Genomic DNA, 16,601 nt, shown 5'->3' with positions numbered 1-16,601 from the left:
ATAGGTCATAAAAACAGACATCATAAAAAGATATCTTCTAAAAAATACGCCATAAAAAAAGGTATCAAGCGATACCTTTTTATTTATGACAAGCAGTTTTACACATTTTTTAATGCATAAATCCCTGGCATATGGCGTAGATACCCGTGATAGTCCATACCGCAGCCATACACATAGCGATCTGCCACATCTAGACCCACAAAATCGACTTTAAACTCTTGTACTTTTCGGTCATGGAGTTTATTGAGTAGCACACAGGTGCGGATAGATTTTGGATTTTCTTTTGCCAGCTCGTCCACCACCGCTTTTAGGGTAATGCCTTCATCAAAAATATCATCAATCAATAAAATATCTTCGCCCGCCAAATCAATTTCAGGTTTGAATTTCCATTCAAGTTCATTGGTGCCTTGGTTGTTGCGATAGCGGGTAGCATGGATATAGTACATACGATGATAAAAAGTAAACTGGGTAAGCAGTTGACCTGCTGGAATCAACCCGCCATTCATCACCACCATCACAATGGGATTTTGACCTGCATAGTGCAGGTTGACACTGGCTGCCAAACGCTCGTAAGCACTACTCACTTCAAAGCTACTGATGAGACATTCAGAATTGCGTAGCGCTTCTTCGATTTGCTGATTGCTAAGTTGATTCATGGTGGACCTATTAATTTAAAAAAATAAGTGGGCTATTGTAACGCAGTTTTAGCCAATTGAATAATAACGGTTAGCAATACCTAATTGTTAAATATTAACGCTTGGTAATGTTTGGTAAAACGTTCAAGCGATTCTTGTGGCATTTGTGGGATTAAACGGCGTAGCGCGATATCAATGACTTTGACGATGATGCCATCGGTCACTGGAATCGCCGCGCGTTTGAGCATATTTAAATTGAGTGTTTTGGTAAAATCAACCAAAAAATGCTGCAAACAGGCTTTGGTTAGCTCGCTAAATAAGCGAATCAAATTTTGCTGCTCTTCAAGCCCTTTACCTGCTTGGACGTTTTCTATGGTAGTCAGTAAACTCTTTGCCAGCTCGTCAGTGAGTGGCACTGAGATACGACGTTCACCCGATTGGGTATTTTTTAACACTTTTTGGTCAAAAAAATCGAAGCTAGGTAACACATCTTCATTTTTTGTAGGGCTTAATAGTGTGTTAATGAGTTTATCGCTAGTTGCTTCAATGGTTGCTGCGGTTTTAATCAAATGCGCTTTTCGTTCTGAATCATCGGGTAGCGATTCGATTAATTTAATCAGTAGCGCATCCATCAGCTCTTTACTGGTCAACTGGGTGATTTTATCGCGATAAACATCATAACGTTCGCTGCTTTTGCTACCAATCAGCTCATACGCCTTATCAATGGTAGCGCTCAATTCTGCGGAAGGGGTAAACCCAAAATAATAGCTCATAATATTTTTTCGTTATCCAATGATTTCTTCAGGGTAATCAATCACTACCCAGCCATTTTCTATCCAATCACAAATTATATCAGTTTCGACATCAGCTGCTTGCAAAATTTGTTCATCGACGGATTCGCCATTGGCAAGCCGAATGAGGAGTGATTGCGCATTAGCGGGTATATCGTCTGCGTCGATGGCACAGCCATTGACATAAATTTTTGCTTGAGTTTGTGAGTCCGCTTGGGTTTGGGTAAAGATAATACGGCTAGACATGTCTTGCCTGATGACTGCACCCGCTGCCAAGGCGCTTTGTATCTCATCAATATCGGCATACGCGTCAGGTAGCATCAGCTCATATTGACGCTTGCTTACCGTTTCGCTAATCGCTTGAGTGATTATTTCATCGCCAAGTTCAGAGTTTAGCAGCGCAATCATCTGCGCTTTGATATCTTGAATGCTGGCTATTGACAGCTCGCCTGCAACTGCGGGGGGTTGGTTGATTTTGAGGGGAATAGCTAAATCATCAAAATGGGTAGCCACATCCGCCAAACTATCTAGCAGTTGTAATGGGATAGGTCGTCTAAAGCCAAACGAGAAAGTTAAACAATCCTCAACGGCGACCCCGTAGTGGGATAGATTGGTCGGTACATACAGCACATCACCCGGCTCAAGCACCTCATCAAATATCAGCTCGCCCATCTCATTCATCAAACGAATCGGTTGACCTGCTTCAAATTGGGTGGTTTGGTCGCAATACTTGCCCAATTGCCAATGGCGTTTGCCGTACCCTTGTGCCAAAAAGACATCGTAATTGTCATAATGCTTGCCAACGCTGCCACCTGAGGGCGCATACGACACCATGATGTCATCACGTTGCCACTGTGGAATAAAATCAAACGCATGCCATAGGTTGCCAAGCGCTGGCGACCATTGTTCCATATTTTGCACCAGCACCGTCCAATGTTTTGGCAGTTTTTGAAAATCTTTGGCGGTAAGAGGACTGGTTTTAAGTGACCATTGCTGGTTATTTTCGCTGATGAGTCGGGCAGTGGCGTCTTCATCTTGGGCAAGCCCGATGATATCATCTGGCTCAAACATACCAACCAATTGCGGCAAGCCCTGTTTGATTAGTAGTGGTTTTTTTTGCCAGTATTCGCTCAAAAATTGTTCGGGGCTGATATCGCTAGGCAAACAAAAATGCTGGGTCATATTTTTTCGTTCAGTGGGGAGATGTAACGCGCATTATAGCAAAGGCAGTCTATCAAAACCCCATAATAAAATTTTTTTCACCAAAGTGTAAAAAAAGCGTAAAAATATGAAACATATTGAACTGGAAAGTTTCATATTTTTGGTTGTATTGGCTTTACCGCTCGTATATAGTCAATACTCACAAGGAAGTACTCACAGCAAAGTTAGACGAGCAATATTTGATTGACTCGTTGGTTATACCACAACAAAGGAATGTTCTATGACAGCTATTTTAAATCAACACGAAAACTACCTACAAGCCGACCAAGCTTATGGTTTTCCCTTGCTTATCAAAAATTTATTGTCTCGCGCCAAAGTGGTCTCTGGCAACAAAAAAATCCATTACGCCGACAAAACCAGCTACACCTATCATGAGTTTTTCAAACGTGTCAATCGCTTAGCCAATGTCTTAAAAGGCTTAAACCTACAAAAAGGCGATGTGGTTGCAGTCATGGATTGGGATACACACCGTTACTTGGAATGTTATTTTGCCATTCCGATGTGTGGCTATATCTTGCAAACCGTCAATGTGCGTTTGTCAGAAGACAAAGTGCTATACACCATCAATCATGCCAAACCAAAAGCGCTACTGTTAAATTCAGAATTTTCACCGATGATCAAAAGCCATACCCAAGATGCGCCATCGGTCGAGCATGTGATTTGGTTGGATGATAACAACACGCCAATGCCCCCATATGCCCAAGGCGAATACGAAGCCATGCTCGCACAAGCCAGCGATGAGTACGAGTTTGAAGATTTTGATGAAAACACCATTGCCACAACCTTCTATACCAGCGGTACAACAGGCAATCCCAAAGGCGTATTTTTTAGCCATCGTCAAATCGTGATGCATACGCTCGTCGTCGCAATTGGCTGTGCGCTGAATGTCGAAGGTCAAGGGGTGCGCTATTCAGATGTCTATATGCCAATGACACCTATGTTTCATGTGCATGCTTGGGGGTTTCCATTTGTCGCAACCATGCTAGGGCTAGAGCAAATTTATCCAGGTCGCTATGTGCCTTCCACCATGGTTGACTTGGTAAAAAAACACAATGTTACCACCACCCATGGCGTGCCAACGATTTTGCAAATGCTACTGGGTGAAATCAACAAACGCCAAGAAAAATTCAACGGCTTAAAAATGGTCGTCGGTGGCTCTAAACTCAATCAAGGACTTGCCAAAATGGCTGTAGCCAGCGGCATCGAAGTGTCTACGGGTTATGGCATGTCAGAGACTTGTCCAATTATCAGCATTGTCAGCTTTGATGAAACATTCCAACACATGAGCGAAGAGCAACAAATTGAGCATCGCTGCTTGTCAGGCTCGCCGGTGCCATTGGTCGATTTGCAAATTTGGCATAACGGCAAACGTATGCCAAACGATGGCACATCCACAGGCGAAATCGTGGTGCGTTCACCTTGGTTGACGCAAAGTTATTACAAAAATCAGGACGCAGGCGACGAGCTGTGGGAGGGCGGTTATCTGCACACCCAGGACATCGGTTGGATGGACGCAAAAGGCAATGTCAAAATCACCGACCGGCTAAAAGATGTCATCAAATCGGGGGGCGAATGGATCTCTTCGCTTGAAATAGAAACCATCATGTCATTACACCCAAGCGTTGCCGACATTGCTGTGATTGCGATTCCTGATGCGCGTTGGGGTGAGCGTCCGATGGCATTAATTGTGCTCAAACCTGATCATCAAGACACCAAAGCTGAAGACATCATCGCAATTGCGCAGCAAGCGTATGAGCGCGGTCATTTGCCAAAATACGGTATTCCACAGGATGTGAAATTTATCACTGAATTGCCAAAAACCAGCGTGGGTAAAATTGATAAAAAAGTCATCCGCGATCAATATGCCCAAGGGTTATTTGCTTAGACTGTTACTTAATCACAATAAATTAAAAAGCAAAGTAAAAAAGAAAGTAAAAAAGGTAGAATTTTTTCTACCTTTTTTATCAAGCAATCCATCAAACCAGTAAGCGCTGATTGACCTTTGCCATCGGTAACGGGTAATGCCGGGCTTTGGCAATATCGCGTGCGATTATATTGACTTCATTGACATCAATTTTGTGCCAGTTGGGACGCTTGCAAGCAGATTTTTCTATTAAATTGGCATCAACTAGCGCATCCATGACTTTATCCGCCACATCTAGGGTAGAATTGGCTTTCACATTTTCTGCCACCGCATAACGCAGCTTGGCAAACACCTGCAAATCTGCGACGCGTACGGTAATATCATCACTTGGTACTTGCTGCCCACCATATAACGCATTATCTCCCACTTGGGCTGTTCGAAAACTTGGCACAAATTCACTGACATAATCTATGGCGTTTTGGGTGCGCTGTTTTAGTGCGTTTGGCTCCCAGCCGTTTTCAATATAATTTAGATATCGTGGATTAATAGGCGGTTGGCTGCTTTCTTGTGTGGCTTTGGTCAAACCATCATTGAATAAGGTGATGTTTTCGGTCATTCCATGTAGCTGAAAAAACCCGTCAGGATAAGGGGTAAACTGCGCCATGCCATTGGGCGTGCCACGTTCACCGTGAAAAATAATCTCAGGCAAACGCCCCTTATAATCACGCCATTCACTGATATAAGAAGCTTTAAATTCTACCATGCGTTTGATATGCACGCCTGCCTTGTCATCAATAATACCGGTTCTAAACCCGCAAGCATTAACCACAAAATCAGCATAGATATGCTGCAGCTCGCCATGCTCATCGGTAAAAGACACTTGCCAGCCATCCCTATGACGTTTTAAATCATTAACTTGGGCATTTAAATGTACCTGCGCGCGCTGTAGGCGCTGCAATTGTAAAAAAGCACTGGCAGAGAGTCTAAAAATGTTCCAGCCAAATTCTTGCACCGCAATGATGGGGTATTGCAGTTTTTCCAAATCCATTACTTTAAGAGCCGCCACAACCCACTCATCGGTGGTGGTCGGAATGTCTTTAGCTGCTAATTGAACCAGTTGTTGAATTTGCGGCTTGTCATACACTCGGTAATAATCTTGAACTTTGCCCAACACTTGGTTGCTAGGGTCAGCATCAACCAATGATTGATAGTAAGTCGTTAACATATCAAGACGTGGCAGTAAGTCAGTGGCGGTGCTGTTATCGCGTTTTGGCACCGTGATGAGGGTGGGGCGCACATCAATACTCTCTGGATATAACTTGGCAATATCAATACATTGGCGCATCAACATGCGGCAGTCTTCATCACTGATTTCGCGGTACAAATTGCCACCTGCATGCAGATGACACATGGGCGGGGCGTTGATAAGGCTGGCATTTTTTTCAATCAGATGCACATGGATGCCCGCCATTGCCAGCCGTATAGCAATCGTAGAACCTGCTGAACCACCGCCAATCACTGCTACGGTTGGTGATTGCGTACTTGAATTAACGTACATAATTTTGCCCTTATGCGTTGCCCAAAATGAAGAAATAAATTGTAGCGGAAAATAATCCAATTACTGTGACATTTATGCAGTAATTGTCGCTTTTGTTGTTAATGAATTTTACCCAACAGTATATATTAAAATAAGTGGTATTTTTTATACTTTTTAGTATAAAAATATATTGAAAATTCTAATGTTATCAGTTAAAGTTAATTTAGCTTAAAAAGCTGACCTGTATTTTATCCAACAATCATAATTAAGTAAGGAAATTAAGTATGTTAAAACAAGCCTTCCTAGCAGCGGCGATTTCTACCACGTTATTAGCCGGTTGTGCCACGACGCCAACCCATACCGCTCATGCACCGATGCACGCGGCTAACATTGTTGATGTAGCAAAATCAAATCCAGATTTTTCAATATTAGTTGAAGCGGTGGTAGCCGCAGGTCTAGCCGACACCGTCGCGACCACTAAAAACATCACCGTATTTGCGCCGACCAACGCTGCCTTTGCCAATCTACTGGCTGAGCTTGGAATGACCAAAGCGCAATTGTTTGCAAACAAACCGTTATTGCAATCTGTGTTAACTTATCATGTGCTGCCGGCCACAGTGATGGCAAAAGATGTTAAGCCAGGGATGGTTAAAACCTTACAAGGTCAAAACGTCATGGTGACTTCAAATGGTAAATTACAAGACCCCAATGGACGTGTTGCCAACATTGTGACCACCGATATCAAAGCGAGCAATGGTGTGGTACATGTGATTGACCGTGTCATATTGCCAAAAAGATAAGTTATCGGCCATAAACTGTTGTCTTTAAGCATAGTTATCTTTAGCTATAGTAGCCAACAATTTATTGGTCTGATGGCATAGCGGTGATACGATTCATCGCTATTTTTTTAACCTTCAAAAATCGTATAGAGCGGGTAAAACTATGAAACGGATTGCCATTATCGGTGCAGGATTGGCAGGGTTAACTTGTGGTAAAGCATTGCAACAAGCAGGGCACGACGTAGTGATTTTTGAAAAATCCCGTGGCATCGGTGGGCGACTAGCAACGCGCCGTGCCGAACCATTTTATTTTGATCATGGTGTTGCCGCGTTTACTGCCAGTGACGACGATTTTCAAGGTTTTGTCAATCAATTACTCACTGAAGGGGTGATTGCAGTATGGGCAGTTAACCAAGCTACCCCCGATAATTCCTTTGTATCTACTGTATCTACCAAACCACACTCCGTGCCCAAAGTCTCTGACTACTATGTCGGCATACCCGCCATGAATGCCATTGGTAAACATCTCGCCCGTGGCTTAACTGTGCAGCGCAATACCAGAGTAGCCTCTATCATTGACCATCATCCGATTTTTAATAGTTGGGAGTTGTTAAGTGACAAGGGTGAAACATTGGGTCAGTTTGATTGGATTATTTCGGCGATGCCTGTAGAACAAGCAAAAAGCTTTGCTCAAACATCGCTACATACCAAAGTGTTGAATAAATATGCGCTTATGCCCTGTAGTGTGCTGATGCTGGGATTTGATACACCGCTGGTTTTAGACTATGATTATGCCAAAATCGAGAGTGAGGATATCGGTAAAATTATCGTCAATAGTGCAAAACCCCATCGCGAACGCGGTTATAGCCTTGTGATTCATAGTACCCCAGCATGGACCAATAGACATATTGAGGAAGATAAAACTGTCTGTATCAACCATTTGACACAAGCGGCGAGTCAAGTATTGGGTATCGATTTATCGACTGCAGTACACAAAGACATACACCACTGGCGCTATGCCACACGCGAAGCGGTTAACCCCCAATCAGGTCACCACCAGTTAGGCTATCTACTAGATAGCGAGCAAAACATCGGTGTTTGTGGGGACTGGCTACTTAAGGGTGATGTTGAGTCTGCCTACTTAAGCGGTCAAAAACTGGCAAAAGCGATGATTGAATTACTAAAAAGCGAGTAGCGTATGCAACATATCGCCATATTTGGTGCTTCTGGCGCGATTGGAAAGGCATTTTGTGATTGTTTGGCTATCGCCTATCTAAATGCCACCATTCATGCCATTGCCAGGAAACCCACTGCATTTAGCCACCCCCATATCGTCCCTCATCAGCTTGATTTTGATGATGAGCTGGCTATCGCCGCGCTTATCCAAGCGATAAGCAGCACTCAAGCGTTGGACAGTGTCATTGTGACGATTGGGTTATTACATGACTCTAAACTCGAGGCTCAACCCATCGCGCCTGAAAAATCGTTGCGTGATATCACAGCCGACCAGCTGCATCAATATTTTCATGTCAATGCGGTATTACCGATGATGATTGCCAAATACGCCTTGCCCGCTTTAAACAAATCCTCGCAATCGCTATTTGCCGTATTGTCGGCACGGGTAGGGAGTATTTCGGATAATCGCTTGGGCGGGTGGTATGGCTACCGCATGGCAAAAGCAAGTTTACATATGGGCATGAAAAATTTAAGCATCGAACTACAACGAAAAAACCCCAACGCGATTATTGTTGCTTTGCACCCCGGCACGGTAGACAGTGAGTTATCCAGACCCTTTCAAAAAAATGTGGCAGAAGGCAAATTATTTAGCCCAGCGTTCTCAGCACAAAGTTTACTTAAGGTTTTGCATCAGCTCACCCCCAAAGATTCGGGGAAAATTTGGGCTTGGGATGGCAAAGAAATTCTGCCTTAAAAATTTCCTTTGAAGTTGTACCTTAGCCCTGTATTAAGGCTTTAGTTGCGTACCTAGCGTAAGGCTAATCTACCAACCAGTTTTTGTAGATGACGCCCACAATCACGCAAGTTAGTCCTGTGACCAAGCCGCCCCAAATAAAATCAACCAGTGCGGCAGTTTTATCATAACCTTTAAGTAATGCTAAGCTTGTAAAATCATACGTCCCATATGCCATCAGCCCAATGACCACCCCATATCCTGCCAATACTGCCAATGATGCCTGAGCTTTTAGCTGCGGGTAGATGACCACCACACAAAGCGCAAAAACATAAAATAGATAAAACACGCCTGCTGCCGTCATATTGGGTGATTCACTGAGTAAATGTCCAATGCGCGGTGCATAAAAGCGTTGGGTCATGGTTTTAAGCCATACGGCATCAATACCCAAAAATACCATGACGGCGATTAGATATACCCACAGATAGTTTAATGGTGCCATTGCTAAATCCTTGTGTCCTGTTATTAATTATCATGAACCCGTTACCGCGCAAATTGGGTTAACGGTAATGGGATTTTTCAAGGCGTACTTGCACCACGCCAATGGTTTTTTCCAAAAATCCTGCTTCACAGTACGCAAAATAAAAATGCCACAAACGCATAAACGCATCGTCATAGCCAAGTGCCTTGAGCTGGGGTAGCGCCTGCATAAAATTATAGCGCCAATCAATCAAGGTACGGGCATAATCATAGCCATAATCAACCAATGACGTTACTTGCATATCCGTATGGTCACGCGCTTGGCTGAGAATTTCACTGTTAGACAATAAACAGCCGCCTGGGAAAACATGGGTCTGGATAAAATCCACACCATGCAAATATTTTTGATAACCCCGATCATTGAAGGTAATCGCTTGTAATATCATCAGCCCATTATCTTTGAGCAGTCGATTACACTGGGCAAAAAAATCTGGCAAATATTCATGACCCACCGCTTCAATCATCTCAATACTGACCAGCTTGTCATACTTGCCGGTAAGCTCACGATAGTCTTGCTTTAGCAGAGTGATTTTATCGGTTAGATTGGCAGCGGCAATGCGGCGTTTGGCTTCTTCATACTGCGCGTCTGAGATAGTTGTGGTGGTGACACGGCAGCCATATTGGGTGGCGGCATAAATAGCAAACCCACCCCAGCCCGTGCCGATTTCAATGACATGGTCGTCAGCTGTTAACTCAGCTAATTCACAAATTTTTGCCAACTTGTGGGTTTGTGCGGCCGCCAAGCTTGATAAGGGTGTCGGATAGATTGCCGATGAATACATCATGCGCTCATCCAAAAATAATGCATACATCGCATTGCCAATATCATAATGGGCTAAAATATTGGATTTGGCGTTGCGTTTATCATTATGCCGATTGCGGTGTTGGCGGTGTTCCCAGCGTTTGGTCACATTGGCAAATTTGGCTTCGATGGTATTGATGAGGGTCAAATTGCGGGCAATCAAGCGTAAAAATGCTGTTAAATCATCGGCTTGCCACAAACCATCAATATAATCATCAGCAAAAGCAATCGAACCGCCTGTTAATAGGTGTTGATACACCTGCGGTGAATGGATGGTGAGTGTCACTGCCAAAGGATGATTGCCAATTTGTTCCCCTAGCGTTCGTTGTGTATCGCTCACTGGCGACAGTGTTACAGGCTCAGTATTCATCACCCTAACACCGAAGGTTTTGTGAGTCGCTGCCTTAGTCGCTGCCTTAGTTGCTATAGGGTCAGACTGATGGAAGGTTTCAATCACGGTTAGATGACCCTGTTTGAGCTTTGATAGCAATAAAAATATTATTTGCCGCGCTGCTTTTGCCGCACTGTGTTGAACGGGCGTGAGCAGATGGTCAACAATTGGGTAGGGTAGGTAATCGGTAAACGAGCGCCGCTTGGCTAAATCGGATTGACGGCGTTTAACCAAGGTCTCCTTACCTTTTGATAGGTGATTTGACGGCTGAGAGGTTGCAGTGTTTTTAGCCTCTAAAGAAGACGGTGTCATAGTCAATTCCCATAAAAAATTTCAGTTAACTATTGGGGTAAACGTTGGTTATAAGCTTGATAAGGCACACGTTTTAGCACGTATAATTTAAAAGCCTGCCAGTAAATTCGCAGTAGCGATGTGGCACTCATCCAAGGTCGGCGCTTAATTGCCGTTATCACCGAAGCCTCGTCCAATTGAACGCCTTTAAGACTCACGCCTGCATTAAACACTTTGCCGCGGCTATCTGTCAGCCCAATATCAATCACAACATCAAAGCCATTTTGCTCGGGGTTGTCATTTGCCGATGCGTAGCGTTTAGGGTGAATCTCAATACGCCAATGATATTGCTGATTGATGGGATTAAAAGGCGATACATGAAAACCTTTGTCATGTTGGTACAAGGTCTTCTCACCTGTGAGTAAAAAACCATAGTAATGGCGTTTGTTCCAAGGGGTGTTAGAGACTTCTGCCAAAAAATGGCTTGGCTGGTGGTTCTCATCAAAGCCAATATAAAAATTGACAGGGCTAAAATACCAACCCATATTACGTAACACGACCAAAGCCACCACCTCGCCAGTCGGCTGACTGCCAGTCAATTGCTGCCAAATTTGTTGGGCTTTGACCAATAAACTAGCCGATAGCGCAGGTTGTCCTACTGAAGCGGTTAGACGGTTATCCAAAGAGGGGTCTAATCGATTGACAGCAAAATAATCTGCTTGATGGAATTGATAAAGCGCCCAATGATGCTGCGATAGCAGAGGAATCGTTAATGATTGTTGCAGCGATTTGGGCAACCATGTTGGCACATGACTGGCGCCTATATTGACCTTAGGTAATGGATTGTCCGCTAGCTGGGTTAAATTGACTGCCCAAAACCGATAGGGGTAATGAAATTCATGATTGGTAGGGATTTGTCTGGCATGCCAAGTCACACCTTGCAGGATTTGATGGCCAAATGTCATGATGATTTACCTTTGATGGGTGTTGCACAAACCATCATGCGCTAGGTTTTGGCAAAACGCATGGTTGGTCGTGGCGGTTACTTGCCGTCGCTGCAGCACCGAGCGTTTTTTATCAGCGTGGCTCGGTAACTTTGATACGGTAAATTTTGCCGACGGTTTGCTGGGCTTAGACAGCCGTTTTATTTGAGCAGCGGTTGAGGCAGCTGTGGTATTGGTAGTGAGCAAAATGTCGATATCTACCCCCAAACTTTGGCATACCCGCAAGCCACTTTTCACCCCATCTTCATGAAACCCATTAAACCAATAAGCACCACAAAAATGGGTATGCTGCTTCGCTGAAATTTCATGCCAGCGTTTTTGGGCATCGGTCATTTTGTTGTCATACACAGGGTGGCGATAATCCACACGTTTGATGACATGCGCCTCATTAATCGGCGTATTAAGCGTCACCAAATAGTTATGTTTTGCCGTCAATCGCTCAAGGATATTCATGTGATACGTCAATATGGGTTTTTGGTCAGCCACGCGCGCGGTGGGTTTATCTATCGCGTAATTCCAACTTGCCCAAGCCAGCGGTTTTTTGGGTAGAACTTGGGTGTCAGTATGCAAAACCGCTTCGTTATCTGTATACTCAAAAGCCCCTAAAATAGCCGATTCTGTCTCAGTGATATCGGCTAGTAGACGTCTTGCTACATCGGCATGGCAAGCAAATACAACGTCATCAAACACTTGGGTTTGACGCTTACCTTGATGAATAAATTCAATGCTAACGCCATCCTTGCCACGCGTGACCGATTGCACTGGGGTATTGATATACAGGGTTGTACCTGCTGCAGCAAGCCGAGTAATTAAGGCATTGACATATTGCTTTGAGCCGCCCACCAAGGTAAACCACTGTGGGCGATTGACCACATCTAGCAGACCATGATTATCAAAAAACTGGGCAAAAAAGAGTAGGGGAAAACGCTTGGCGTCGTCCATTCCCATCGACCATATCGCAGACACCATCGGCACCAAGTAGTTGGTTTTAAACAACTCGCCATAGTCATGACTGTCTAAATAATCCCCAAGTGTTTGCTGGCTTAAAGCTGCTTGCTGCATTTTATCTGCTTGGCGAAAATTCGCTAATAGCGATTTGGTCTCGCGATTAAAGCGTAAAATCTGCTGAACAAATTGCCAAAATCGAGGGCTTAGCACATGGCGACGCTGAGAAAACAGACTGTTTAACGTGTGACCATTGTATTCAAAATTAATATACGTGTTTTTAACCGAAAAACTCATTTCAGCTTTTTGAAATGGCACATTGAGTTCATCCAGTAGGCGAATAAAATTGGGGTAAGTACGCGCATTAAATACAATAAACCCTGTATCGATGGCGACTTTTTCGGTTGATGGTCTAAACGGGCTGTTAAAAAAAGGATTGTCAAAAGCTGAGCGCTCGGTAACGCTGACATCCAGCGTATTGACATGCCCGCCCAGATAATCATTGCTTTCAAATACCGTCACTGCATGACTGTCTTTGAGATAATACGCACACGTTAGCCCTGATACACCACTGCCAATAATGGCAATTTTTGGTGGGGTAATATTTGCCTTAGTAGGCTTGGCTACTATAGGATTAGCCACCACAGGCTTGGGGACTGTGTGATTGGAGCGCGGGGATTTTTTTGTAAACACTGCCATGTGCGGATATACCTTTAAAGCCAAGTCAAATGATTAACAAGTCAAATGATTAAGTTGTATGAGAAAGTTTTGAGCCCACAAAATGCCATACCGCATCAGGTAACTGCGCCAACAGCTTTAAGGGCTGTACCAATGTCTGCGGGAATTCAATGACATTATCATCATTGGCAATGCCTTGTTGAATGGCTTGGCTGGCTTGCTGTACGGTTTGCAAAAAAGGCATTGGAAAGTCGTTCTGCAGCGTCATCGGCGTTTTGACAAAGCCCGGTACTACCAAAGCCACTTTGACCCCATACGGTTGCAGGCTCATTTGCAAGGTTTTGCTCAGATAATGGATTGCCGCTTTTGAGCTACCATACCCCTCTGCACGCACAAAGGGCAACAAAGCTGAAGCCGAGCCAACGGTGACAATTTTACCTTTAGTTGCCTTGAGGGCGGGTAGTAGCGCTTCGATGGCATGCACTAACGAGCCATAATTTGCGTTCATTACCCTCATGATAGACCGCGAATCAAAGTTTGGCATGTCGATGTATTCGCAAATACCCGCCGCCGCGATGAATAAATCCAGCGTTTTAATGTCGCTAAAAGCTTGCATCACGGCATCATACTCGGTCAAGTCAAGCTGAATCGTTTTTGCGCCCATCGCTGCCAACGTGTACAAAACATCCCTGTTTCGCCCCACCGTATACACCTCATGCCCTTGGCTTAGATAATCCATCGCCAACTGTAAACCGATGCCTGAGGTTGCACCTGTAATGACGATTGATAAAGGCTTTGAGGAATTGGGGGCAGGCATCATAGCGACTCAATATAACAACTTAATACAAAATTTTGAAAACGGCTTACAACATACTATAAAAGAGTAGCGGATGGTTGGCAATAGGTTTTATACTATTTAGTATAAAAATATAATTATTGGTATATAATCAAATAATAAGTATCATAAAAAAATTTGTAGTATAATATTAGCTAATTTTTAACCTCATAAATATTAGAAACCTGAAAAACATTAGAAACTTGTGATGAAAAAGTTAACGTTTAAACAGCGAATGATGCTAGAGCGTGAGTCGCTGATTATTGAAACAGTCAACCATTTGTTAGCCACTAAAGGCTATGATGCGATGACCGTCGATGAGATTGCTGATACGGTGGGCATTGCCAAGGCGTCTTTGTATCGACATTTTCCCAGTAAAGAAGCGCTAGGCATGGCGGCACTGGTTGATATCATGCACAAAGCGCTTGAGATCATCAATCAGCTAAACGCGACCGACCAAACCGCCATCGATAAGCTCAAAGCGCTGACACAGTGGGCGATGCGACTAAAACTAGCGCAAAAAATGCCAAATCTGCCGAGTGAGAACTCCCAGCTGCGCGAGCTGCTAATTGCCAATGACGATTACACCAACAACTTGGTCATGTTGTCAGATAGCATCGGTGAATGGATTGAGCAAGCGCAAGCAGAGGGCAGGTTGCAAAGCAACATACCAGGACTGGCAATTTTATACACCTTATATGCCAGAGCTTGCGACCCTGTACTGGGGTTTTTACGCTCGTCGCAGCTGTATGATGATGATGAGATTATCGCTATCGTGACCCGCACGTGTTTTGAAGGGCTAACCTAAATTCAGCGAACGCAGACCACTAAAAATAGATAGCTAAAACCCAAGACAGCGTAGAAAAAGAGTAGAAAAGTATGAGTAATTTTGTGATTCATCGTGAGCATGGCATCAGTAAAGCGCAAGCCTTTGAGATAACCGAAGACTGGATTGTCTCAGCAGAAAAAGACTATAAAATGCATTGCGATATAGTGCGCAGTGATGAGCAAATACGCGTCAACTTTTCTCGTGCCGGTGTGACAGGTACGTTAACAGTGGATGATAAGGTATTTGATATGCAAGCAAAGCTTGGGTTTTTATTTAAAAGTTTTTTGCCGCTGATAGAAAAGACAGTCAATCAAAATCTTGATAACGCATTGCAAGCTGTGAAAGACCGTTAGCAGACACGGTGAGCTTTGAGTGGCATTAGCGTTTAGTTTGAATTATTTTATTTAACATAATATACATTATGCGAAATAAAAGCTATCGGTGTCAAAAACGAGATATATGGCACAGTGATTAATTTAATGATGAAATGACAATTAGCAGCAAAACCATTTGCATTTATCAATCAATAATGAGTAGTATGCTCACTCAATTATTTATTTATCGTTTGTTTATCATTAAAATCGCCAAGGATTTATCATGATTGGATTTATTGCCCGTCACAGTACGATTTTTATGCCATTGTTTGGTGTGATTGGATTTATATTTCCTGACTTGTCGCATTTTGTCCTTGGGCTGCTGCCGCAGATTTTATTTTTCTTGATGTTTTTTACCTTGTTGGGCATTGACCAAACCCAGCTGATTAGACGCATGACGACCCAATATGTTTGGGGATTTGCTATATTCCAAAGTGCGCTAATGAGCTTAGCTATGACCTTGATTGCTTATTTATTGGGTGTGCGTGGTGATTTGTTGTTGGCTATCGCGGGTCTGTCAGCCACCGCACCGCTATTTGGCACGGGCGCTATTGTGAATGCGGTTGGTTTTGATGCGCTGCTAGCCATGGCAAAAACCATCACCGCCACGTTGGTCATGCCGGTGAGCTTGCTGGTCATATTGTGGTTACTTGGCAGCAAGGACGCCCATTTAGACTTTGTCCTGTATATTAAGCGGTTGTTGATTTACATTATTGCCCCCATGATTTTGGCGGTCGCGGCACGGCAATACATTCCCCGTGATACGCTCAATACTTATTATCCAAAAATTGCCAAGTTTAACATTATTCTACTGATGATGTTTCCGCTTGGATTGATGTCGGGCTTTAGACAGACCTTTGACACCAATCCCATGCAGGCGTTAAGCTTATTTGGTTTGGGCACTGCCTTGTCGTTAGTATTTTACTTTTCTGCCTATTTTTTATACCGCCGCTTTGGCTATGAAAACGCCATTATCTCTGCGCTGGCGTGCGGTGGCCGCAATGTGTTATTGGCGTATACCATCACCACGCCGTTTATGGGTGCGATGTTTTTACCGCTGATTGGCGCGTACCAATTGCCTTCATTTTGCTTGCCGTTATTGGGTAAAAAAATGGTCAAATGGCATGCTATTGACAGCCAAGCCAGCCTAAAATAATACTGATGTTCAATATGATA

The 16,601-nt window shown here is 43.8% G+C and carries 16 protein-coding genes; 7 read left to right on the top strand and 9 right to left on the bottom strand.

Going from position 1 to position 16,601, the window contains the following annotated elements; all coding sequences use genetic code 11:
• Nucleotides 1-98: 98 nt before the first annotated feature.
• From ACAM39_RS05740 to ACAM39_RS05730, 3 genes are all read right to left on the bottom strand, one after another.
• Complete coding sequence (locus ACAM39_RS05740) at nucleotides 99-656, bottom strand: hypoxanthine-guanine phosphoribosyltransferase (protein ID WP_007115322.1); 558 nt, start codon at nucleotides 654-656, stop codon at nucleotides 99-101.
• Between the two features lie 80 nt (nucleotides 657-736).
• Complete coding sequence (locus tag ACAM39_RS05735; protein WP_369626952.1) at nucleotides 737-1,408, bottom strand: hypothetical protein; 672 nt, start codon at nucleotides 1,406-1,408, stop codon at nucleotides 737-739.
• Between the two features lie 12 nt (nucleotides 1,409-1,420).
• Nucleotides 1,421-2,608 carry a JmjC domain-containing protein gene (locus tag ACAM39_RS05730; protein WP_369626951.1) on the bottom strand — a complete coding sequence of 396 codons (1,188 nt, stop codon included), beginning with the start codon at nucleotides 2,606-2,608 and terminating at the stop codon, nucleotides 1,421-1,423.
• A 259-nt stretch (nucleotides 2,609-2,867) separates the two neighbouring features.
• On the opposite strand from ACAM39_RS05730, the gene ACAM39_RS05725 reads away from it, so the two are divergent.
• Nucleotides 2,868-4,532: a fatty acid--CoA ligase gene (locus tag ACAM39_RS05725; protein ID WP_369626950.1), complete on the top strand. Its 1,665-nt coding sequence runs from the start codon at nucleotides 2,868-2,870 to the stop codon at nucleotides 4,530-4,532.
• 91 nt (nucleotides 4,533-4,623) lie between these two features.
• Here ACAM39_RS05725 and ACAM39_RS05720 read toward each other — a convergent pair whose 3' ends face one another.
• A complete protein-coding gene (locus ACAM39_RS05720; RefSeq protein ID WP_369626949.1) occupies nucleotides 4,624-6,069 on the bottom strand; it encodes an FAD-dependent monooxygenase in 1,446 nt (481 codons plus the stop codon).
• A 263-nt stretch (nucleotides 6,070-6,332) separates the two neighbouring features.
• On the opposite strand from ACAM39_RS05720, the gene ACAM39_RS05715 reads away from it, so the two are divergent.
• The 3 genes from ACAM39_RS05715 to ACAM39_RS05705 all read left to right on the top strand — a co-directional run bounded on the left by ACAM39_RS05715 (nucleotide 6,333) and on the right by ACAM39_RS05705 (nucleotide 8,757).
• A complete protein-coding gene (locus tag ACAM39_RS05715) occupies nucleotides 6,333-6,848 on the top strand; it encodes a fasciclin domain-containing protein (protein WP_369626948.1) in 516 nt (171 codons plus the stop codon).
• A gap of 142 nt (nucleotides 6,849-6,990) precedes the next feature.
• Nucleotides 6,991-8,022, top strand: coding sequence for an NAD(P)/FAD-dependent oxidoreductase (locus ACAM39_RS05710; RefSeq protein WP_369626947.1), 1,032 nt, complete (start codon nucleotides 6,991-6,993; stop codon nucleotides 8,020-8,022).
• A gap of 3 nt (nucleotides 8,023-8,025) precedes the next feature.
• Nucleotides 8,026-8,757: an SDR family NAD(P)-dependent oxidoreductase gene (locus tag ACAM39_RS05705; RefSeq protein WP_369628550.1), complete on the top strand. Its 732-nt coding sequence runs from the start codon at nucleotides 8,026-8,028 to the stop codon at nucleotides 8,755-8,757.
• Nucleotides 8,758-8,821: 64 nt separating this feature from the next.
• Here ACAM39_RS05705 and ACAM39_RS05700 read toward each other — a convergent pair whose 3' ends face one another.
• Genes ACAM39_RS05700 through ACAM39_RS05680 form a run of 5 tightly spaced genes read right to left on the bottom strand, consistent with a single transcriptional unit; the run spans nucleotide 8,822 to nucleotide 14,207 of the window.
• Nucleotides 8,822-9,238, bottom strand: coding sequence for a DUF2177 family protein (locus ACAM39_RS05700; protein ID WP_369628549.1), 417 nt, complete (start codon nucleotides 9,236-9,238; stop codon nucleotides 8,822-8,824).
• Between the two features lie 58 nt (nucleotides 9,239-9,296).
• Nucleotides 9,297-10,781, bottom strand: a complete 1,485-nt coding sequence (locus tag ACAM39_RS05695; RefSeq protein WP_369628548.1) for a class I SAM-dependent methyltransferase — start codon at nucleotides 10,779-10,781, stop codon at nucleotides 9,297-9,299.
• 29 nt (nucleotides 10,782-10,810) lie between these two features.
• A complete protein-coding gene (locus tag ACAM39_RS05690; RefSeq protein WP_369628547.1) occupies nucleotides 10,811-11,725 on the bottom strand; it encodes a DUF1365 domain-containing protein in 915 nt (304 codons plus the stop codon).
• A 6-nt stretch (nucleotides 11,726-11,731) separates the two neighbouring features.
• Entirely contained in the window at nucleotides 11,732-13,408 is a 1,677-nt protein-coding gene (locus ACAM39_RS05685; RefSeq protein WP_369628546.1) for an NAD(P)/FAD-dependent oxidoreductase, read from the bottom strand.
• A 49-nt stretch (nucleotides 13,409-13,457) separates the two neighbouring features.
• Nucleotides 13,458-14,207 (bottom strand): SDR family NAD(P)-dependent oxidoreductase, encoded by a 750-nt coding sequence (locus ACAM39_RS05680; RefSeq protein ID WP_369628545.1) that lies wholly within the window; start codon nucleotides 14,205-14,207, stop codon nucleotides 13,458-13,460.
• Nucleotides 14,208-14,430: 223 nt separating this feature from the next.
• Here ACAM39_RS05680 and ACAM39_RS05675 point away from each other — a divergent pair, with 223 nt between their 5' ends.
• The 3 genes from ACAM39_RS05675 (at nucleotide 14,431) to ACAM39_RS05665 (ending at nucleotide 16,581) form a co-directional block, all read left to right on the top strand.
• Nucleotides 14,431-15,030 carry a TetR/AcrR family transcriptional regulator gene (locus ACAM39_RS05675; RefSeq protein ID WP_369628544.1) on the top strand — a complete coding sequence of 200 codons (600 nt, stop codon included), beginning with the start codon at nucleotides 14,431-14,433 and terminating at the stop codon, nucleotides 15,028-15,030.
• Between the two features lie 71 nt (nucleotides 15,031-15,101).
• A complete protein-coding gene (locus ACAM39_RS05670; RefSeq protein WP_036604172.1) occupies nucleotides 15,102-15,404 on the top strand; it encodes a polyhydroxyalkanoic acid system family protein in 303 nt (100 codons plus the stop codon).
• 244 nt (nucleotides 15,405-15,648) lie between these two features.
• Complete coding sequence (locus tag ACAM39_RS05665; protein WP_369628543.1) at nucleotides 15,649-16,581, top strand: lantibiotic ABC transporter permease; 933 nt, start codon at nucleotides 15,649-15,651, stop codon at nucleotides 16,579-16,581.
• Nucleotides 16,582-16,601: the final 20 nt, after the last annotated feature.

The organism is Moraxella sp. K02, from assembly GCF_041154755.1.
Classification (GTDB): domain Bacteria; phylum Pseudomonadota; class Gammaproteobacteria; order Pseudomonadales; family Moraxellaceae; genus Faucicola.
The sequence above is the reverse complement of the archived record's forward strand: the minus strand, read 5'-3'. Positions and strand labels throughout refer to the sequence as shown.